This window comes from Microcoleus sp. Pol12B3, assembly GCF_036701355.1.
Lineage (GTDB): Bacteria > Cyanobacteriota > Cyanobacteriia > Cyanobacteriales > Microcoleaceae > Microcoleus.
In genome coordinates this window covers 1-21,835 of the sequence record NZ_JAUBQS010000067.1, presented here as the reverse complement: position 1 = coordinate 21,835, position 21,835 = coordinate 1, and the positions used below count along the sequence as shown (strand labels likewise).

Annotated in this window: 15 protein-coding genes; 8 read left to right on the top strand and 7 right to left on the bottom strand. The window is 44.8% G+C overall.

The genetic code is table 11. The features are described 5' to 3' along the window. Nucleotides 1-277 precede the first annotated feature (277 nt). Together QUA53_RS24475 and QUA53_RS24470 are read left to right on the top strand one after the other, a co-directional pair. The gene (locus QUA53_RS24475) at nt 278-1,672 is read left to right on the top strand and encodes a branched-chain amino acid ABC transporter substrate-binding protein (protein WP_333220635.1); all 1,395 of its coding nucleotides are present in this window, start codon (nt 278-280) and stop codon (nt 1,670-1,672) included. 127 nt (nt 1,673-1,799) lie between these two features. Further along, nucleotides 1,800-2,876 (top strand): branched-chain amino acid ABC transporter permease, encoded by a 1,077-nt coding sequence (locus QUA53_RS24470; protein ID WP_333100267.1) that lies wholly within the window; start codon nt 1,800-1,802, stop codon nt 2,874-2,876. Nucleotides 2,877-3,009: 133 nt separating this feature from the next. On the opposite strand, the gene QUA53_RS24465 is transcribed toward QUA53_RS24470, so the two are convergent. Further along, nucleotides 3,010-3,582, bottom strand: a complete 573-nt coding sequence (locus tag QUA53_RS24465; RefSeq protein ID WP_333100268.1) for a Uma2 family endonuclease — start codon at nt 3,580-3,582, stop codon at nt 3,010-3,012. 266 nt (nt 3,583-3,848) lie between these two features. Between QUA53_RS24465 and QUA53_RS24460 the strand changes: the two genes are divergently transcribed. The 3 genes from QUA53_RS24460 to QUA53_RS24450 all read left to right on the top strand — a co-directional run bounded on the left by QUA53_RS24460 (nt 3,849) and on the right by QUA53_RS24450 (nt 7,222). After that, nucleotides 3,849-5,414, top strand: coding sequence for an ABC transporter permease subunit (locus QUA53_RS24460; protein ID WP_333100269.1), 1,566 nt, complete (start codon nt 3,849-3,851; stop codon nt 5,412-5,414). A 144-nt stretch (nt 5,415-5,558) separates the two neighbouring features. Then, nucleotides 5,559-6,374, top strand: coding sequence for a class I SAM-dependent methyltransferase (locus tag QUA53_RS24455; RefSeq protein ID WP_333100270.1), 816 nt, complete (start codon nt 5,559-5,561; stop codon nt 6,372-6,374). 68 nt (nt 6,375-6,442) lie between these two features. Beyond that, on the top strand, nt 6,443-7,222 hold the full coding sequence (locus QUA53_RS24450) for an ABC transporter ATP-binding protein (RefSeq protein WP_333100271.1): 780 nt from the start codon (nt 6,443-6,445) through the stop codon (nt 7,220-7,222). A 236-nt stretch (nt 7,223-7,458) separates the two neighbouring features. Here the strand turns inward: QUA53_RS24450 and QUA53_RS24445 are convergent, their stop codons facing one another. Beyond that, entirely contained in the window at nt 7,459-8,289 is an 831-nt protein-coding gene (locus QUA53_RS24445; RefSeq protein ID WP_333100272.1) for a PEP-CTERM sorting domain-containing protein, read from the bottom strand. A gap of 316 nt (nt 8,290-8,605) precedes the next feature. Between QUA53_RS24445 and QUA53_RS24440 the strand changes: the two genes are divergently transcribed. Then, entirely contained in the window at nt 8,606-9,313 is a 708-nt protein-coding gene (locus QUA53_RS24440; RefSeq protein ID WP_333100273.1) for an ABC transporter ATP-binding protein, read from the top strand. Between the two features lie 180 nt (nt 9,314-9,493). Here the strand turns inward: QUA53_RS24440 and QUA53_RS24435 are convergent, their stop codons facing one another. The 3 genes from QUA53_RS24435 to QUA53_RS24425 all read right to left on the bottom strand — a co-directional run bounded on the left by QUA53_RS24435 (nt 9,494) and on the right by QUA53_RS24425 (nt 18,238). Beyond that, entirely contained in the window at nt 9,494-14,992 is a 5,499-nt protein-coding gene (locus tag QUA53_RS24435) for a response regulator (RefSeq protein WP_333100274.1), read from the bottom strand. A gap of 549 nt (nt 14,993-15,541) precedes the next feature. Beyond that, nucleotides 15,542-16,984 (bottom strand): hypothetical protein, encoded by a 1,443-nt coding sequence (locus QUA53_RS24430; protein WP_333100275.1) that lies wholly within the window; start codon nt 16,982-16,984, stop codon nt 15,542-15,544. Nucleotides 16,985-17,008: 24 nt separating this feature from the next. Further along, a complete protein-coding gene (locus QUA53_RS24425) occupies nt 17,009-18,238 on the bottom strand; it encodes an acyltransferase family protein (protein WP_333100276.1) in 1,230 nt (409 codons plus the stop codon). 900 nt (nt 18,239-19,138) lie between these two features. Between QUA53_RS24425 and QUA53_RS24420 the strand changes: the two genes are divergently transcribed. Next, nucleotides 19,139-19,558 (top strand): pyridoxamine 5'-phosphate oxidase family protein, encoded by a 420-nt coding sequence (locus tag QUA53_RS24420; protein WP_333100277.1) that lies wholly within the window; start codon nt 19,139-19,141, stop codon nt 19,556-19,558. A 130-nt stretch (nt 19,559-19,688) separates the two neighbouring features. On the opposite strand, the gene QUA53_RS24415 is transcribed toward QUA53_RS24420, so the two are convergent. Further along, nucleotides 19,689-20,561: an alpha/beta hydrolase gene (locus QUA53_RS24415; protein WP_333100278.1), complete on the bottom strand. Its 873-nt coding sequence runs from the start codon at nt 20,559-20,561 to the stop codon at nt 19,689-19,691. 387 nt (nt 20,562-20,948) lie between these two features. Between QUA53_RS24415 and QUA53_RS24410 the strand changes: the two genes are divergently transcribed. Then, a complete protein-coding gene (locus tag QUA53_RS24410) occupies nt 20,949-21,443 on the top strand; it encodes a GAF domain-containing protein (RefSeq protein ID WP_333100280.1) in 495 nt (164 codons plus the stop codon). 37 nt (nt 21,444-21,480) lie between these two features. Here the strand turns inward: QUA53_RS24410 and QUA53_RS24405 are convergent, their stop codons facing one another. Next, complete coding sequence (locus tag QUA53_RS24405) at nt 21,481-21,618, bottom strand: hypothetical protein (RefSeq protein WP_333100281.1); 138 nt, start codon at nt 21,616-21,618, stop codon at nt 21,481-21,483. Nucleotides 21,619-21,835 lie beyond the last annotated feature (217 nt).

Sequence of the window (21,835 nt, the reverse complement as noted above, 5' to 3'; positions counted from 1 at the left end):
ACGCTGGAGGGTTGAGAAAGGGAAAGGAAATCTGTATTTTCCTTTCCCTTTTAGTTTTTAACTGATTTAACTGGTTTTAATTGGTTTTAACTGCTTCCCCGGAAGATCCTGGAAACCCATTGAGCGAGGCTCTGCCTCGTTTGCTGGCTCGGTACGCCTTCCCAGGAAGAGCACGGGAACGAGAGAAACAGCTTGTTGCAGTGGTGTGTCTGAATAGTTCAAGTAAAACTTGAAAATCTGTGCTAACTCTTGACTTACAGACTTACAGAGTGAAAATATGCTAAAACGCAAGCAACAAACAAACCAACCTATGAACTTTTCCCAGAAATCAGGGGGCAAAAGTGCCACACCCCCAAAAACCAACTCAACACAGAATCTCGGCGTCGCAGGATTGCGGAAATTACTTTTTGCCGCCGGAATAGCCTCTCTGTGCGCTAGCTGTCAAAATCCTCCAGCACCCACCGCCACAACTCCCGGAGGCAGCCCCGGAACCAGTCCCGCAGCCACTCCCGTCGCAGTCAGCAGCCCCGGAGACCCAAATACTGTCAAAATTGTCTCCATGCTGCCGATGACAGGCAGCGCCTTGGGCCAAGCTCAAACAATGGTCAACGGCATCCAACAAGCACTCGCCGAAACCGATTCCAAAGCTTGCGACGGCAAAATCAAAATCCAATACGAAGTTTACGATGACGCCACCGCCGCCGCCGGCAAATGGGACCCAGCCCAAGTAACGTCGAACTCCAACAAAGCCGTCGCTGACGGTTCGGTAGTTGCCGTCATCGGTCACTATAACTCCGGTGCCGCGAAACTTTCCATTCCCGTGCTCAACCAAGCTAACATCGTCATGATCAGTCCGGCCAACACTTATCCGGGACTGACTAAACCAGGAAAAGGCGAAGCCAAAGAACCCAACGTTTATTATCCCGCAGGCACTCGCAATTTCACCCGCGTTGTCCCCGCTGACGACCTTCAAGGGGCTGTAGCTGCCAACTGGGCGAAATCTTTGGGCGTGCAAAAAGTCTACATTCTCGACGACCAAGAACTCTACGGCAAAGGCATCGCTGATGTTTTTGAAGCAACTTCTAAAAAGTTGGGAATTCAAGTCCTCGGAAGAGAGGGAATTGATATTAAAGCTAGCGACTACAAGGCGTTAATGAATAAGATCAAAGCTTTAAATCCCGACCTGATTTACTTCGGTGGCACTACTCAGAGCAATGCCGGACAAATAATTAAAGACATGAGAAATGTCGGGATGGCGGCTGATGCAGTTAAGTTCATGGGACCCGACGGCATTAAAGAGCAAGCTTTAATTGACGCGGCGGGCAAAGATGCCGAAGGAATTTACGCTACTTTTGGCGGCTTGCCTCCTCAAGAATTGACTGGTGTCGGTGCGAAGTGGTACGAAAGTTACAAGGCAAAATATAATGCTGAACCGGAAGCTTATGCAGCTTACGCCTATGAAGCTGCTAAAGTTGCGATCGGCGCAATTAATAAAGTTTGCAAAAATGACCGCGCTGCTATCCGCGAAGCTGTATTAGCCACTAAAGATTTTAACGGGGTACTCGGCACTTGGAGTTTTGACACCAATGGCGACACGAGCTTGACTACAATGTCAGGAAATGTTGTTAAAGGTGGCAAGTGGGAGTTCGTGAATGCGCTCAAGACCGAATAATTAATCAGAAGGAAGAGGGAAGAAAGAAGAGGTAAGAAGGAAGAAAAATTTTTCAAGTTTTTTAATTTCCAAATTTCCAATTCCCAACTCCCAATTCCCAATTCCCAATTCCCAATCACTCAAAAATATGAAGAACTGGAAAACTATTCTCTTATATCTAGCTGTAGTTTATATAATTTTGCTATTAGGTCCGATCGCAGGATTTGATTTGCCAAAAATTGTGGGGGAAATAGTCAGCAGTCCTGAAGTTTTGATTCAACAATTATTAGTTGGTCTTGTCAACGGCGCGCTGATTGCAATTATTGCTTTGGGTTACACTATGGTTTATGGCATTATTGAGTTAATCAATTTTGCTCACGGCGATTTGTATATGTTAGGTGCTTTTGCTTCCCTAACCGTGTTCGGGGCTTTTGGGATGCAAGATGGCGCACCTTTAGGTATTGCTATACCGGTGATGTTACTCGCTTTAATTGTATGTTCGGTATTTTGTGCGGGGCTGAATATTGTTGTAGAAAAGTACGCTTACCGGCCTTTGCGAAATGCTCCTCGTTTAGCTCCTTTAATTTCAGCGATTGGAGTTTCTTTTATTTTCCAAAATATGGGCTTGTTTTGGGGAGGGTTGAAAGCTTTTATCCCGGTGATGGGTTCTAATTCTGCTGCGCCGAAAAGTTTTCCCGATTTGTTGCCGCGAGTTGATATTTTCAAAGCTTTGGGAATTCAAACGAGTATTGTATTTACTACGAAAGATTTAATTGTGTTGGTGGTGGCGGTGGTATTGATGGTTTTGCTTCATGTGTTTGTCCAGTACACTCGTCTGGGAAAGGCGATGCGGGCAACGGCTCAAAGCCGCGATGCTGCTAAAATTATGGGCATTAATGTGGATCAGATTATTGCTCTAACTTTTTTGATCGGGGGAGCTTTGGCGGGTTCTGCTGGGATTCTGGTTGGTCTGTACAATAATACTATTGTTTTTACGATGGGGTTTACGGCGGGCTTGAGGGCTTTTACGGCGGCGGTTTTGGGGGGTATTGGCAATATTGTGGGGGCGATGTTAGGAGGGGTTTTGATTGGGTTGCTTTCGTCTTTGAGCGATCAGTATTTGTCGAGCCGCTGGACTAATGCTTGGGTGTTTGGCGTTTTGGTGGTGATTTTGGCTTTTCGGCCAGGCGGTTTGTTGGGCGAGAATGTTCAGGAGAAGGTTTGAAGTTGCGCGGTTAAAATAATGGCAAGAGACATTTAAGTATATCAAAAAAAACATCGCACCCAAACCCCCGACTTCTTTAAGAAGTTGGGGAACTAAAAGCGATAGCGTTTTACGTTTTAGGTTATTTTACGTTTTAAATATTCCCAGGTTTGATCCAGGCAAAAACTTCGCCTAAAGTCAACTGCATTTCCGGCATAAAATTGGGGATCGGAAGTATATCTGTTGGTTCTTGCAAAGAAATAGGCTGCTGCCTTGCGGGATAGGCTAAAATGTTTTTTTCATCGGGATCGAGCAACCAACCCATCTGACAACCGGCATTCAAACAGTGCAAAATATTGTTTGTGACTTTGGTTTGGCTTTGGGCTGGGGACAATATTTCTATTGTCGAGTCTGGGTGAGCATTAAATGTATTGGCAATTTCGCCGTCAGCGTCTAGGGGAATGCGATTCCAAACAAAAATCGCGACATCGGGAACAATAGAACGTCCGCCAAAGGTGCAGCGAAGTTCTGGAAATGCCCAAACAATCCGCTGAGGTTTGCCCGCTGCATTAACCCTCGTGATGAGTTCTCCCTGAATTGTGCTGTGTTTTCCTTGCGGCATAGGTTTTTGTAAAATCGCACCTTTGATGTATTCGCTAGCGGGTTTGGTTTCTGGGAGTTGCAAAAACTCGTCGAGGGTGATAGTTTTTTGAGGTGCTTGTACCATATAGCGATCGCCCGTTTGAAGTGTGTTGCGGTAACAGTTCCAGTATATTTGAAGTTTCGATCGCTGTGGTGAAACAATCGCTCTCAAAAGACTCTAAACTGTAGCTAGCCCGCTCACCAGTTTCCCGAACCAGCCGTCGATCGAGTTGCTTGAGGCAGAAATTGGCACTGCCCGCGTCAGTCGCATCTATAAAACTGCGATTCCTAGCAATCTGGCATCTAACTACTGACTGCTGACTAATAACTAATGACTAATAATTTATTCCTATGTCAAAAAAAATAATTAATGCGATCAAATCGAGCGGTATTTTAGGGGCGATCGGCTCTTTGACTGTTCTGTTATTCGGGGGTTGGAGCGGCACCGTGATCGGCTGGCTGATGGGTACGGCGGCAGGGTTTATGAGTTGTCGGGTTCAGAAGGTTTACAGCCCGAAAATGGGTGCGACTATCGGCAGTTTAGCAGGATTGGGATTGGGAGTTTGGCTATTAGTTGCAAGTGTGGTAGAAGGGGTTTTGATTAGACCTTTGTCTGGTCAATCTGCTGTTGCTTTTCCGACGACGCTGCTGTACGGGATTTGCAGTTTGACGATCGCAATTTTGACAGCTACGTTAATGGGGGCTTTGCAGGGTTTACAAGGAGAACGCCAGCGGCTGGCAACTCTGGTGACATTAGCTTTTATTCTAATTCTGTTTCCGTTTATCGACATTCAAGCTCAGACTGGGTGGATAGCTACTGTAGTACAAATTCAAATCTTTATTATGTTGGCGCTGGGTTTGAATATTACTGTGGGTTTTGCGGGTTTGTTGGATTTGGGATATGCGGCGTTTTTTGCGATCGGCGCTTACACAACGGCTTTGCTATCTTCTGGGCAGTTAAATATTGCTTGGAACTTTTGGGTGGTACTGCCGATAGCGGCTGGTGTAGCTGCGATTGCGGGTGTAATCCTCGGTATTCCGACACTGCGGCTCAAGGGCGATTATTTGGCGATTGTTACCCTCGGTTTTGGCGAAATTATCCCGGTTGTCTTTAGGAATTTAACGGCGATTCGGATCGACGAACCAGTCTCGAAGATTGTTGCTTCCCTGTTGGGTAAACCTGAGTTGGTGCTGTGTCTGGTTGGGTGCGATCGACCTTTTAACCTCACCGGCGGCGAAGCGGGAATAAACCCGATCGGGCGTCCATCTCTCCCCATTGTCGGCACTTTCAGCACTGGCAACTACTTTCCCTGGTACTACCTAATTTTGCTGCTAGTTGTCTTCGCTTACTTCATGATTTCGCGGCTGCGAGATTCCCGCTTGGGGAGGGCGTGGAATGCCATGCGCGAAGATGAATTAGCGGCTAGTGCGATGGGGATTAACCTGGTCAAAACCAAACTTTCGGCTTTTGCGATGGGAGCGACGTTTTCGGGGTTTGCAGGCGCATTTTACGCCGCCTATATCAGCGCGATTTTTCCCAGCGTTTTCGATTTCTCGGTGTCGGTAATCATCCTGTGTATGGTGATTTTAGGCGGTTTGGGGAACATGACGGGGGTGATTTTGGGCGCTATCATTATCATGTCTGCCGATCGGCTTTATCTGCCACAATTAGCGCAAGTTCTCAAGGGTTTTCTGAATACTTTTGTACTCCCCAGGATTGCAATTCCCCAGTTGCAAGAGTTTCTCGCCACCAGTTTAGACCCGATTCAAATGCGCTTATTTCTCTTCGGCCTAACTCTTGTTGTCATGATGCTCGTGCGGCCGGAGGGGCTGATTCCTGATAAGATACACCAAGCTGAACTGCATTCGGATGCTGAAGCGAGCAATGAGTCTTTAGCAGATTCGAGAAGTCAATAGGTAGGTAAGGGCAAAAACCATAGTATTTTGTAGGCAGGTTTAGCTAAGAATCTAGGATGCAAGGGAGTTTAGGGGTATAAACACCCCCGTCCCCATCTAATGTTTATTTGTAACCAACTACTTAGTAAGGGTGAAAGATTAGCCATGAAAAATGTAACTGGTACTGCTTTTATCGTTGCGGAATTTAGAGCCGAAGAGAATGAAGAGGCAATTCCTCTCTATACTGATAATGTAGTCAAAATCTGGCTGAATGAGGAAACAAAAAAAGTAGCTAGCCAAATAGCTCAAAACTCTCCCGCCGCTAAAGAAATGATTAAGTTGCGGACTAAATATTTTGATGATGTTTTGTCCAATCAAATTTTAGGAGGTTGCAAACAAGTAGTTATTTTAGGTTCGGGTTTGGATACTCGCGCTGCTAGAATTAATGGAGAAGGAGTGATTTATTTTGAAATAGATGACCGCGCGACTCTTCAATTAAAAGAAGAAACTCTCAAAGCTAACAAAGTTACTGCTAATGTTCGCTACCTTCCCGGCGATTACGTAAAAGACGGTTTAATCTCCTTGCTGAAACAAAGTGAATTTGATTTCACTCGACCGACATATTTTTTGTGGGAAGGTAACACTACCTTGCTTGACAAAAAAGATGTAATATTTGTGTTAGAACAAATTCGCGACAATGTTAATAATTTTCGAGTGTCCTTTGATTATATGTCGGAAAAGGTAATTTTGAGAACTACGGGCTACCAAGATATCAATGATTACATAGATAAATACGAAAGTATGTATGCACCCTGGATTACTGGGTTTGAAAACATTGCAACTTTGGCTGATGAACTCACTCTCAAAGTTATTGAAGACTTTTCGACTGCAGATTTGCACGCACAATATCGCCCTCGCCGTTCTCTAGAATCTAATCTTTTTAAGTTTTATTGTGTTTGTACGTTAGAGAATCTGTCGTAAAATTTCCCAAATTGATTCGCGAGCTTTTACCCTTGCACTACTATAAAATTTTAGAAAACACAACCAAAATGTCATTATTAGAAGCACAGCAACTTACAATGCGATTCGGCGGTTTGACGGCAGTCAACCAGGTTAGTTTAACATTGGAAAAAGGCTCGATCGCCAGTTTGATCGGCCCCAACGGTGCCGGAAAAACCACATTTTTTAATATGCTTACCGGCATCTATAAACCGAGTGGAGGGCAGTTGGTACTTGAAAATAAAAATATCACGGGTTTGCCTCCCGATCGCCTGACAACTTTCGGAATTGCTAGAACTTTTCAAAATATCCGCTTGTTTAACAACATGACTGTGCTGGATAATGTTTTAGTAGGTAGACACTGCCGATTGAAAACAGGTTTGTTGGGTGCAATCCTCCGCCCTCCCGCTGCGAATCTGGAGGAGCGGGAAGCTAAAATAAAAGCGCTCACTATGCTTGATTTTGTCGGTTTAGGTGCTTCTAAAGCGCTGGAGTTGGCAAAAAACCTTTCCTACGGCGACCAGCGCAGATTGGAAATTGCGAGAGCCTTGGCTTCCGATCCGAAAGTGTTGCTTTTGGACGAACCGACTGCGGGGATGAACCCGAACGAAACTGCTGATTTAACTCGCTTTATTTACCGAATTCGCGATGAGTTGAATTTGAGTATTTTGCTGATTGAACATGATATGAAAGTGGTGATGGGAATTAGCGATCGCGTGAGTGTTATGGAGTACGGTACTAAAATTGCGGAGGGAACTCCAGATCAAGTTCGCGCCGATCCTCGCGTAATTGAGGCATATTTGGGAAAAGAAGAAGATGGACATGGATAATGGGTATTGTGTGCCGACAGATAAGTGAGGTGGGCAGTGTGTATCCTCGGAATAAGGGATATAATTTACGGCAAATTAACCCAATAAAATTAGGGCGGGTTTACCAAAAATCTGTCATGCAAACCGATAATATTTATCAACCCGCCTAGGAAGACAGCATTTTATAACGAGCAATTCAACAGCAACGATAGGAGGTGCGCCTTGCACACCCTACGGATTAATATTCGGGGGTTTACCTAAACTTTTGATGTGACTTCCGACATTTGTTTCTTGTTTTTTCTCTGCATGACAAACAATCCTAAAAATATTGCAGTAGCTAATACTGTGTTAGGTTCTGGAACTGCTTCTGCTTCTGCGATATTTTTTTTAAATTCTACCAATGTTAAGTTAGTAGCGCTGTTGAATGTCCGGGAATACACCCCAGAAGTATACAGGAGGCTTGTTGCTGTACTTCCTTGAGCCATTAAATTAAAGTTAATGTTTGTTGGCTTAAAGCTTTGGCTGGCGAACCCACTCAAATAAATTCCCCCAGAAGAGTCTAAACCGCTGGCAAATTGAAAAGAGTCTAACAAAATGTTAGTAACAGTGTTAATCACCCAGAAAGATATACTGCCATTCGCCCTGGCGCGTTCGGATTGAGGGTTGTCCACTGATGTTAAAAGAGCTAAAAATGTCTGAAAATTGAATGAAAAAGTTTCTTCGGCATCAATGAAGAAGTCGCCGATCACTGCTGCTTGACTTTGGGCTAAACCGGAATAGTTATTCCCGCTGCCTATGACTCCACTTTGCGAGAGATTTGCTGCCAGCAATTCGTGACAGTTAGATATAAAAACTGCATCAGCGTTCGCTTGGCTAATAACTGAACCGGTGTTAGCTATTGTCTGAGCGTTAGTATTAGTATACGTACCTGTGTCAGTCGGGGTATGGCTGAAGTTGTCAATCGTTACTGCTGCCGCAGTACCGGCTATTGTGGCAGCACTACTGGGCGCAATACCTACACTCAAGCTGGTTACTAAAGGAGTTGCTAATAAAAATGCAATCGCTCCACTAATGTGATTGAATTTCATGGTAGATTTCCTTAAATTTGAAAACTTTTAATTGCTGTTATTGGTAACTTGTAGCGGTTGGTTTCGCTTACGAATTAATACTACCTATTTACTGAGAGATTTTTGTAAAGCTACTGTCAAGAAATCTTCGGTTTGATTAAAATTTCTGTAAAGTTGGTCGCCCGACTACTAAAAATAGATGGTATGGTAGCTCAGGCTAAGTCTTCCTCTAAGTAAAATTACTGCTTACTCTAAAAAAGTTAATTTTCAATAAATGCAATAAAAATTTATAATTAGTCTGGATAATATAATAAAGCACAAAGCAGAAAGAGTAATTATGTTGGAAATTAAAGACATTCACACCTACTACGGAAATATCCACGCTCTCAAAGGAGTATCGCTAACAGTCTCACAGGGAGAAGTTGTGACATTAATCGGCAGCAACGGGGCGGGGAAAACGACCACTCTCCGCACGATTCAAGGACTGCTGCGGCCGCGCCAAGGCACTATATTATTTGAGGGAAAGCCTTTAGAAGCACTATCTACAGAGGCGATAGTCCGTTTGGGAATTTCTCAAAGTCCCGAAGGGCGATTGATTTTTCCGCGAATGACGGTGCAAGAAAACCTAGAAATGGGTGCTTATCTCCGCAACGATACTCTCGGTATCAAGTCCGATATGGAAAAAGCATTAAATTTATTTCCTCGTTTGCGAGAAAGAATTAGTCAAAAAGGGGGAACTCTCAGCGGCGGCGAACAGCAAATGTTGGCGATCGCCCGGGCTTTGATGTCGCGCCCCCGCTTGTTATTATTGGACGAGCCGAGTATGGGATTGGCACCGATGTTAGTCAGTCAAATTTTTGGTATCGTCCGCGATATTAATGCTGAAGGAACAACTATTTTACTGGTGGAACAAAACGCCCGCATGGCTTTAAGTGTAGCCCACCGCGGCTATGTTATCCAAACCGGTCAGGTTGTAGTCGCTGGTACTGCTAGCGATTTGCAGTCAAATGAAACTGTTCGCAAAGCATATTTAGGTGAAGGTTAAATATAGGCATTGGGCATTGGGCATTGGACATTGGTTATTGAAACTGACAACTAACAACCAAAAACCAACAAATAACAAATAATATCGTTTCCGGTTGCATCGGTATTGTTCAAACAGTCAACTGTCCACAGTCAACAGTCAACAATTCCGGAGGAGTGTAACCGGAATTGATATAACAAATTACCCTATTTGCGATCGCAACTTCCCCGTTTCCAATTCCGTCTCAAAAGCCGCCCGCACCTTTTCCCACTCCGCTTGAGCTTCCAACAGGCGATCGCGCGCCGTACTCACATCAAAAACCTGTTCCCCTCCAGACTCAACCGCCGCGCGGCCCATATACTCCAATTCCTTGCAAACAGCAGAAAAAGACACGGCTCCTAAATTGGCGCTGCTCGACTTCAGCGTGTGAGAAGCCAGCTTCAAACTATCAGCATCGCCCAGAAAAATAGCCTCCTTAATAGTTTCTAAATGTTGCGGTGCGTCTACCAAATATATTTTAATCAGCTCCCCCAAAAAATCTGGGTCTTCATCATCGTCTAGCTCGCGGAGATTTTGCAAAATATGAAAATCAATCGGCGAATCAGCTCCCGGTTGAACGCTCGAAGATGCCGCAGAATCACTGTCAAGGCGATCGGAAATATCGGGATTGTTTTGCTCAGTAACCGCATCCAATTCATCCCGAATCAGAGGTGAGCACTTGCTCAAGGCGATCGCCAACTCTTCCCGGCGTACCGGCTTAGTAATATAATCGTCCATACCTGCTTCCAGACACTTTTCGCGATCGCCCTGCATCGCATTAGCAGTCATCGCAATAATTCTCGGCTTCTTGTTAGCAGGCCATTCCTGACAAATGCGGCGCGTCGCTTCCAACCCATCCATGTTCGGCATCTGCACATCCATCAGCACAACATCGTAAGATTGCCGCTTCAGCGCCTCCAAAACCTCCAACCCATTAGCTGCAATATCAGCCCGATATCCTATCCTGTCGAGTAAATGCGTAGCGACTTTTTGATTCACCACATTGTCCTCAGCCAGCAAAATCCGAATCTGACTAGAATTAGCTGCATCCTGTCCGGCAGAATTCGCCGCAACCTGCCTCAAAACAGCAGGCGTCCGCTGCACGCGGTGCTGTTCTTGAGAATTTTCAAAATACTTCAATCCCGAAGTCAAAGTCACCACATTTGAAACTTCTCCCCTACCGCTTCTGCCAGTAACATATCCAAAAACTTGCAACAACACATTATAAAACTGGGACTGTTTTAAAGGCTTAGTTAAAAAAGCAGAAAAATGTACTTCTGTAGTTTCAAGTTTTTTCCAAACTTCCGCCTTACTTAAATAAGTAAACAGCACCAAAGGTAGTGCTATTTTACGATGGTTTTTAACTTGGATGACATCCGGATTTAGACCCTCGTCGCGCGACAAATTGCTCAGCTCAAATTTCCGAATCTGCACAGCCAAAGCCACACCGTCCATATCTGGCAGATTCATCGCCAAAATAGCTAAATCGAGCGGCGAGTTTCCTTTGATGATTTCCAAAGCCTCAGCACCCGAAGTTACAGCCACGGGTATCATTCCCCAAGACTCTGCCTGCCGGATCAAAACTTGCCGGTTAATGGCATGATGCTCAACAATTAATAAGCGCTTACCAGCGGCAAATTCAGGCCTTTTTTCCTCAGCCCGGATGTCATTCGCTTCAGCAGTCACCGTGAAATAAAAAATCGAACCCGAACCCGATATTGACGGCGGAGTAAATTCTGCAGGCGACCTTCCAGCGATACTTTGTCCGATCGCAGAAACGGCCGGTTGAGACTTAGAACTTCCTGGAGTAACCTGGCTGACAACCCACATTGTACCGCCCATCATATCGCTCAAACGCTGGCTGATAGCCAGTCCCAAACCCGTCCCGCCGTAATGTCGCGTTGTCGAAGCATCCACCTGCGAAAAAGCTTTAAACAGGCGATCCATCCGGTCTGGCGGAATGCCAATTCCCGTATCTTGGACAGCAAATTGAATCTCGTATTGTCTGCTGCGTCCCAACTCTCCCTGGTTAATTGCTAGCGGTTGCGGCTCTAGAATATTAATTCTTTCCAGCAAACTATTAGTAGCTACCTGTTCAATTTGCCTAGCCGTACAGCACACCACAATTTCCCCAGATTCTGTAAACTTAACTGCATTGCCCAGCAGATTTACCAAAATTTGGCGCAACCTCGTGACATCTCCTAAAATGTTTTTCGGAACAGAATCATCAATAAAGTAAGCCAGCTCTAAACCTTTTTCTGAGGCTCTAGGAGCCAATAATTCCAGAGATTCTTCTATACAGTTTTGCAGCTCGAAGGGGCTGCGTTCCAAATCCAATTTTCCAGATTCAATCTTGGAAAAGTCTAGAATATCGTTAATAATAGTCAGCAAAGCATCGCCGCTGGTACGAATTGTCTCCACAAAATCCCGCTGTTCAGGAGTTAGTTCCATATCCAGCAGCAAGCCCGTCATCCCGATGACCGCATTCATCGGAGTGCGGATTTCGTGACTCATAGTCGCTAAAAATTCGCTCTTAGCTCTATTAGCAACTTCCGCCGCTTGTCGTGCATGATCCAAAGCTTCATTTTGCTCGGCTAACTGTCGCTGTCGCTGAACTTCCGTTTCTAAAAGTTGTGCTTGAGCTAAGGTAATTCCAACTTGAGCCGCAACATCTTCTAACAGTTCAATTTCGTCGGGATTCCACTGGCGAGTTGCATCGCACTGGTGCAAAGTAATAATTCCATTTGGTTCTCCTTGATAGGAAGTGCGAACAGCTAACATAGATTTTAATCCGATGCGGCGGCACATTGGCCCCGAAGATTCCAGCAAAGGATCGGCAAACACATCGGGAGATGCCAGGGCTATATCCTCAGCGAGGAGTTTTTCTGTGTAGGGGTTATAAGTGACAGAAAGTTCTAAATCTAAAGCCGATTCGTGGCCGGGTTCTAAGTATTCCGCGACGCAAGGAAGGTGGGGATAAGGTTCGGAAAGATAAGTGTGAATTGTACAGCGATTGACACCAAATACGCGGCCGATTTGGGTGGCGGTAGTTTGAAAAATTTCTTGAGTGTCTAAGGTCGATCGCACTTTTTGAGTAATTTGTTTGAGTAGTAAAACGCGCTGGTACTGACGTTGCAAAGTTCGCTCTCGCTCTTCGCGGGCAATTTCTGCGCCGATGTAATTGCCCATCAACTTTAAAATTTCAAAATTCAGCGGTTTAAAAGGAGATTTAGTGGTGCGAGAAGTAAAGCTCAAAGTTCCAAAAATTCGCCCTTGCACTATTACCCTCGTCCCCACAAAAGCCTCTAACTTGCGGACGCTGTAAGCGGGGTGGTTGCGCCACTGAGTAGTGCCGGCTGATTCGACAGAAATAGGTTCGCTCGATCGCAAAACCTCTCGCTCAAAGGTTCTGCTCAAAGCAAAACCGTCTCCTTTAGCAAACCCAAACGGAAAATCTTCTGGTACATAAGCAGCAATCACTTCGTAGCGATCGCCCAAAACCCTGCCCAACAGCCCGATATCCATCCCAAACTGACTGCAGCCCATTGCCAGCAACCGGATTGTTCGATCGTCAAAAGAGCCTTCCGAACTCACCATTACCTCGTAGAGCGATCGAATTGCCCGCTCGCTTTCCCGCAGTTCCTCAACTCCTTCGATGCGGTTGCAGACATCGTGCAAAGTTCCGAAAATTCCCGCTATTTCGCCTTGCGAATTCCGCCGGACTTGGCCAAATAGTTCCACGGAAACAAACCCGGAATTACTGTGAATTCCCAAGGAGTTTTTCCCCGAAACCGACTTGGACTTAAATCGCAGTTCTCGTCGTTCAAATTCCGAGTTCCCTGACAGCAAAGACTCCAATAAATTTGCACATTGCTCGCGGTCATCTGGATGCACCCACTCTAAAAAATTAGTTTGCAAACTTTCCGAAACCTCAAAATTCGTAATTTCCGTCCAAGCACGGTTGAGAAATTTCCAAACCCCCGCCGCATCTATCTGGAAAATTACTGTTGCTTTCAAAGAGTCAAATAGTTGGAATTGTTCTCGATCGTGCTCGCGGTTTTTGACTTCAAACTGCTTGTTTGGAGTAATATCTGTATGAGTTCCTACTACCCGCAGCGGTTTGCCGGTAGCGCTGCGTAAAACTTGACCTCGGTTCAACACCCAGACAGTGCTGCCGTCTTTACAGTACATCCTATATTCGGCTGCAAAATCCGGTGTCTTTTGGGCGAAGTGTTCTTCTAAAGCTGCCTTTACCGAGTCAATATCATCTCTGTGGATGCGACTCCACCATTCCGATCGGCGATTCGAGATTTCCCCTTCTTGGTAGCCCAGCATTTCTTGCCACCGTGCCGAATAAAAAAACTCATCTGTTTCGAGATTCCAGTCCCAAATCCCCTGATTGTTGACTGCAGGGGAGAGATTTGGCCGCTCTACGAAACTGTGGTGAGAAATTTCAGCAGCCACCTCGTGGCTATTTGCGGCTGTCCGCTGTATTTCTGCGGAGAGTTTTTTGTATTGAGCGTTGCTAGATTCTAGCTGCCTCTGCAAAGCAATTAAGCCAGAATGCAGAGATTTTGAATCCAGAGCTTGTAAAAGAATAGTTTTAGGATTGATTATCCCGATCGGGTGATTTGTTTCGTTGATGACTAATAAAGGCAACTGGCAGTAGTGTTTTTTCAGCAGCGCGACGGCTGCTTCGAGGGTAGAGTGCGATCGCACCAGCGGTGGCGAACTGCTGCAAATTGCTCCGGCTTTAATTTTGTTAGAGTCTCTTCCCAGCGCCTGCAACTGCACAATATCCCGCGAACTTACCACCCCAACCAGTTTGTGAAGGTTGGGATTTGTAAATTTGGAATTTTGAGCCGCACCAGTCGATTGTTGATCGGGTGTTTCAGTGATTAATACATAACTAACATTGTGTCTAAACATCAGTTGCGCCAAATAGCGAACCGAAGAATTAGAAGGAGCGTGAATTATTCGCGAGCCTGCGATTTGAGGGATTTGATAAAGTTTAATTAAACTTGCGGGTAGCTCTAATTTCTGATTCAGAATTGGCAGCGGCGGGGGGAACGCGAAAGCCGCAGGTGGCGAAGCGGTGCTAATTGCTTTTGGTGTGGATTCCCCAATTCCCTGCAACATTTGCACCAAGCTTTGAGAGCTAATTAAACCGACAAGTTCTTCAGCGTCGCTGACTACGGGCAAATGGCCGATCTGATTTTTCTCCAGCAGATTAGCTAAGGCAAAAAAGTCGGGAATTTCCGATTCTCGGGCTACAGTTACGGTTCTGATCATGATTTGCTCGATCGCAAATCCCCTCAAAGCAGCGCCGATCGAATTTAGCTGTACGATATCTCGCGTTGTAAAAATCCCCAGCACTGTCTGCCCACCCGCATAGGGAGCCTTTGAGCCGTTGAGACGCAGCCCGTTGCCTCCTGCCTGTACCGCACGCGGTACACCGTTGTAGAAACCCGACTGTTCCCGCAATTGTGGGGAAGTCCCGTTCGTGGGATTTCCGAGTTGAGAACTCCCGCGCGGTTCTACCACGAGGACGTAACTGGCTCCTGTGCTACTCATCAGCTCGATCGCCTTTTCTACGGGCGTTTCAGGGGTGACGGTGAGGGGATTGCGGTTGATGACCTGACTGAGGGAGGGAATAAACATCAGGGGGCATAAAAGTGATATTTGTTGGAAAAACCCGATCGCAAGCAGCAGATTGATTGAGAGGCTTTGCCCGCGAGATTTCCAAGCGCGCTCAAAGTTTCTGTACGATTAAACTCACCCCTACTTCCAGCATCTTGGCATTTAAAATTAATTCCGTGCCATATCCTGATAATTGACGGCTTCTGACTTTCAGAACCAATGCTATCTGCCAGAGGGCCCAGATGAAGGCGGGCGGGTAATTCCTCGCCTAGCCTAACTGCTGCGGGTTTACGAGCAAGAATTTCTGCGATTGTCTAGACTGCACCCTACTTTCTGCCCCTCAACGGAACTCTCGCTCGGATTCTGTTTGAGGCAAGATACCTGCACGCTACCAATTTACCAGCGACAGGAGGGGAATCACAACACGACGACTTAGCTATGGCAACTGTGCAATTAGGGGTTCCAGGGTTCCAGGGTTTCAGGGTTCTAGGGCTAAACAGGCAGAAAATAAATAATTCTGAGTATAACTAATTCTATCTTATCCCAATTATGACCCAGAGGATTTGAGCTTCAATTCTGGCGATCGAACTTGATGAGAATAGCGCTGTTCCCCGCCAGTGCAAAACTCGCATTTCCGCCCTTTAGCCTTAAGTTACCAACAACCTCATCCATTGTTTTAGAACTGAACTCGCGCACCGTGCCATTACCAGTTTTTATCAGCTCCGAAATATCGGCATTAACAGTGTAAGATGTTGCTCGGTCATTGACAACCAGCAAGTAAACATTCTTCCTAGCATCAAGAGTTGCAACTGCCATTAAATCCGAACTGTTAGTGATAGGAAAAAATGTAGCTTTCCCGCCCTGCAAAGCCCTAATTCCCATGCGCAAAGCATAGTAGCCCGCGCGCCGTTTCCCTCCGTCGCCTAGCAAACCTTCCGCCAGTCCCTGCTTACCCCAGTCGTACAAACAGAATATGTGACTGCCGTCAATATAATTGTCCCCCGGTTGGGAGCCTCGAATCAGATTCTTAATCAAATTTAAAGCTAAAGATAAATCGCCGTAGCTAATCTCGTACGTTCCCCATTCTCCTACCCAAAGCTGCGAGTTAGCGCGGACAGTACCGTTCATCCAGCCGCGCACTTTGCGGGTGTAGTTAGAAATATCTGCATCGTAGTTGTGGACATTGACTGTATCGAAATAATTCGGTATTGCCTGCAAAGCACTAGCAGGCCAATTGCTGCCGCCTACGGTTTTCGGGCCGTGGATGCGATAAGTGCGCGAAGGCAAATAAGTTTGGTAAACAAAGTCGATCGCATCTTTTGCCACCTTAACCAATTCAAAATAGTCAGCCTTAGTTCCGCCCCAACCCTGATCGCGATTGTCCGGTTCGTTGTGAATTTCCCAATCATCAACGCGGTAATCATTGCGAACATTCAGCCAATAAACCGTAGCAAAAACGTGTTCCCACCACTCGTTCCAATCTTCTTCTGTGCGCGGCGGATTCAGTTGCAGCGCCCAACTGGGATTCCAGCTATTATCAACATTGCGAATGCTGACAACCGGGCGAATATTTGTTTGTTTGAGAGTATTAAAAATAGTCCTGGCATTGCCTTGCCAAACCGTACCGGGTTGTCCCGACCACCAATAATCGCTACCCTGGGGCGGATTAGTCATAATCCGATCCCAATGCGCCCAATTAATTATATTTGAATTTGTCTTAATTTCGTCAATAGATGGCCAACCGTATTTACCGTCGTCGTCTTCGGGTTCCCACCGGGACATCCCGCCGTAAATGCGGTAGGTATTAATTCCCAAATCTTGCAAATCTTTGATGTCGAAATTGATATTGCCCTCGACTGCACCGATGTAGCGAGTGCTGACACCCGCAGCAGTACCGGAAATTTTAATTGTTTCGATGTTTTGAGCAAAAGTTGTCGTTCCGATGAACAACTCTAGGCTGAGGGCAATTAAAAGACCTATAAACAAATTCAGAATTCTAGTTTTTGATAACACGTGATTATTAACTACTAATTTAGTTTATTTTAGACCAGAGGTAAAGAGACCCATCGCGAATCTAACTCGACGGGCGATCGAGTTTGTTAGCTGTTGTAATAAAAAAGCATTAACTATACCAATTTCAATAATTAATACATAAAGTAAAATAGCACGGGTAGCAGTCAAAAGTGAAGGTTCACCTCGCACCACCACAGTAAAAAATTTGGGTATTACAATTAACCCTATAAATTGCGTTAAATATAGTTCATAGGAAATATTAGAAATCCATGTTAAGAAGCTCGTTATTAAATAAGAAATTTTTATTAAACCTCTACAAATATTAAAAATGATTACAAATATGCCAAATCCAATAAAAGCATCATAAAAAGACAGTCCAAAAGGTAAAATCACGCCGAAAAATTTTATTGCATTTGAAAATGTGAAACAACCCATAATACCCAATATTTCAAAAAATATTGCTAGGGCTATTGTGACGGGCTTAGTTAGGTAATTTATTAATAAAGTAGGATTACTTGCATAAACCTTGGCCATGGTCATTCCTAAACAAAACTCAAATAACCTTGAAATTGCTAAATATCCTGGATAACTGAGATCGCCCAATATTGGCGAAAAGACGTTGTTAAAGCCTAAGATTAAAACTAAAAATGTATAGATAACTTTAATAACAAAAGTAGTTAAGAGAAACTGTTCAATAGAAAGTTTTTGTAAATATTTAAATAGCCAAAAAAAGCACAAATAAAATTGAATTAGTGGAAACATAAACCAAGAAAACGGTATGGCTTTATCGAGAATTATCCAACTTCTCCAAAATGACCACCAATCAAAATAGCCATAAAATAAATCCGCTCTTAACCGAGGAATTATAAACGATACAGCTAAAAGTATCCAGTAGGTAGGGTAGAGCCGGAAAAATTTTTTCCTGATAAAATTGATCCAGCTTTCATCAGGTTTTAAAATTCTTGAATAAGCCAGTCCAAAACCACTGAGAATGAAAAAAATATGAACTCCCTGATATCCAAGCAAGAAAAATATATTCACCAAATCCAAAACTATATTGCCTACACTATTAAAGGGTAGGGGAAAAAACTTAGCAATCGTCGAGGCTGGACCTACTACTTTTGCATACTCGAAAAAGTGGCTGTATCCAAAAAAAGGAGGCAAGAAATTGAAATACCAAAAATGAACCCCCACTACCCAGCAGGCAGCAAAGCCTCTCATCATATCTAATTCTTGAAATCGATGAGACTTCATAAATAAAAATATCCGTTTAACTCAAACTTATAGGAACAGCCAGGACGGGAAGCCTAGGATGTACTCGATCGCTCTTAGGATGTGGCAAAAAGTCTACTCTATGTTATAAGCGCCAGCCATGTCAAGGTGGTGAAGAAGACCCTCAAATCCTTGAAATATTGAAGGCTGCGATCGTTAAATCTGATTCTTTTAACAGGTGATTAAGAATAAACTAGGTTTATTGCCGATCGCCAGTCGGTAGGATGAGGTAAAGCCGATCGATCGCACCAATACGCTATGAGGGCAGTGTGCACCGACCAACTACGAGATTTTAAGCGTTTGAGAGAGTTATATACCAGGCTCGGCAGTCACGCCAGACAGGGCGGGTCATCAGCGTCAAGCAGATCGCATTTGTCGCATAACCGCAGCGTCAACCATCCCTAAATTGCGCGCTGCGGTTATGCGGCGATGTTTTTTGAGCACGGATTATATCTGGTGTCAGAGCATTCCAGGGGACGATCGCCTTTTGTTCGCTGGTAACAAGAAAACATGGAGGCCCAAGCTGCAGATAAAGCCAGTTTGGGCTTGATCGGGGCTGAAAATTTGTTGAAGTCCCGTTAGGAAAAAACGTTTTTATTTTTTATTAATTAGACGATCGCCATTTAATAAAAACAATAAATTCTCAGCAATTACCGAGGGTTTATTGTCAAAATTATACAAATTTTCCGCCAACAAATATCTCGGTATAAAGGTAGATGATATTTGGGGCTAACCTAGGTTATGTTTGCGAAAATTATCTACTTGTTTATAGCCACAAAACAGGCGCATCAAAAAGGCAATAATTAGACCAAAAGCCCCTATCGTGAAGCAACCTAAAACATCGATGGATTTCTCTAGAGTAAGTTTTAAAGGAGCATAACAATGTTAGATATTGATGAAATGAGTTCAAAAGAAATACAAGAACTTTTGCAGCAAGTAGGACACGGACACCTCGGCTGTGTATTTGAAGGGCATCCCTACGTTTTGCCAATGCACTATTATCTCCAAGATTCGGACATATATATTTTCACAACAGTGGGGATGAAAACGAAGTATATAGACAGCAATCCAGAAGTCTGCTTGCAAGTGGAAGAAGTCCGCGATTTCCAACACTGGCGCAGCGTTGTGGTGAAGGGGCGAGGAGAACGCCTCACGCAGCAGGAAGACATCGATCGCGCGATGCAATTGATCAAAGAACACAACCCCACACTTTCACCCGCCATCAATCGCACCTGGATTGACTCGCTGGGGCGTGCGGAGAGGAGACCATCGCAATCTACCGCATTCAGCCCTGGGAAATGAGCGGGCGCACGACGGAGGGAATCAGCAGTCGGTGAACGTCTCTGCTGGCATGGGAATAATAATTTTCTGAGTGAATCGCGATCGTCCTACTCGCCGGCTCAGTAGCATTCCGATCAAACTGGATATGATATTAAATAAACTTACTTGCCAAAAAATCTCTCATGTACCGATTCACTAACTGTGGCTGTTCCTGCTGCACCCAGTGGCTGCAATTAGGAATGTAATGAATCTGAAAATCCCGGACGTAATCTGCGGTTCCATAGGTTAACTCTTTGCCGAGGGCGGCATCATTTTCTCCCCAAATCATCAGCGTCGGAACTTGCAGCACGCTCCAATTCTGGCGATCGACAAATCCGCGAGCAATATTGCGGTAATAATTGATAGTAGCCGTCAGAGCGCCCCGTTTGGCAGCCGCATCTTTGTAAGCTTCGATATCTGATGGGCTAAAGGTGCTTTTGTCAACGGCCATACCTTCCAAAGCAGCAGCAATTGACTGATAGTCGCCCAACTGAATTAACAACTCCGGCAAAACTGGCAACTGAAACAAAAAGATGTACCAACTTCTCAGCAATTGTTGGGGAGTGCGTAACCCTTCAGCAAACTTGGCCGGATGCGGTAGATTCATCACAATTAATTTATCCACCATTTGGGGATAAGCATAAGCAAAATTCCAGGCGATCGCGCCTCCCCAGTCGTGACCAACTAAGACGCAACTTTCGTATCCTAAACCCTGAATAATGCCCTTGACATCTTGCACAAACTCTGCCATCACGTAAGCAGATTGATCGTGAGGTTTGTCGCTATCGTTGTAACCCCTGAGATCTACAGCGACGACTTTATAATCTGATGCAAATTCCGGGATTTGATGTCGCCAAGAATACCAAAATTCAGGAAATCCGTGCAGCATCAGCATCAGCGGCCCAGAACCTTGAGTGACATAGTGCAGTTTAATGCCGTTCGTAGCGATAAATTCGTGTTTCCAAGCAGCTTCTAGCACAGACATATTTGATGCTTCCTCTAGCTATCGAGATAGCCTAGCAGTTCCTGTCTTTAAGAGGAACCAACTTTAGGTATATCTAGCAATTCTCGCAGCACTTGTAAACTCTTCCTTTTCTCTTCATTTGTGGAACCGGCGTCCCGCCGGTGGTTCTTCGCGCAAAAAAAGCCGTAGCTTGCGGGGCCCGACGCCATCGCTCGTTGCCCAAAAAGATTGCTATCTCTGTCCAAATAATACTATAATGTTGCTGGCATCCAGACAACTGTTAAGCCAAAAATTACTCATTTTTGAGCGCGCGAAAATCCAGAGGCGCAATAATTTGAGGTCTTGTGATGGTGCCAGTTCAATAATTAATATCTGGCGAGTGTACTAGGAATTAAAGGAGTTAATACTATGTCGGGCGATCGGCTGCAAAACATTGTTAACCGCTTGACAGATCGTCTAAAGCGCGATGTATTAGTTGAAAAATCCCTCTACGACATTCGAGAAGTTTTGCAGAGCGATCGCGCCGTGCTGTACTATTTTTACAGACAGTGGCAAGGTCGAGTGACTTACGAGATGTTGAGTGCGATCGAACTCTCAATCTTGGGTTCAACGGGGCCAGATGAATGTTTTAACGACGAATACGCTGCTTTGTACGAAGCCGGCAGAGTTAAAGCAATTACAGATATTGAAGAAGAACCAATTAACCCATGCCACCGAGATTTTCTGCGTAGCCTGAAAGTTCGCGCTAATTTAGTCGTGCCAATTTTAACGAACAAAGGACTGTGGGGGCTGTTAATTGCTCATCAGTGCAGCGGGCCCCGCACTTGGTCGCGATCGGACATTGAATTCATGCAGCAACAAGCACAAAATATGGCACTTTCTCCCACAATTCAAGATAGTTAATATCTCATCTATTATTAGTACATAATATACCAGAATTTCACCCTCGAATTACTGTAATCGATCGCCCCATTGAAGTAATATGAATCTCTGTTTTCAACCGTTCTTCCAATTCCCGTGCATTCTCTCGGCGATCGAATATTAGCAACCAACCTGAATCCTCTCCCAATCGAGCCAAATATCCATCTAACTATTGAAAATCTTTCTCTCTAGCAAGAGTTGGCGGCAAGGATTTTTCGGATACTGGGGGAGCGAAACCCAAAAATGATATCTTGAGAAAACACACCGCGTTGAATCAGTTCTCGATCAATGTAGATTGGGAGCATCCCGATTTTGCAAGTAGGCAAAAGTATGATAAAATATATCGCTTTATGGAAAAACCTACACTTAGCTTC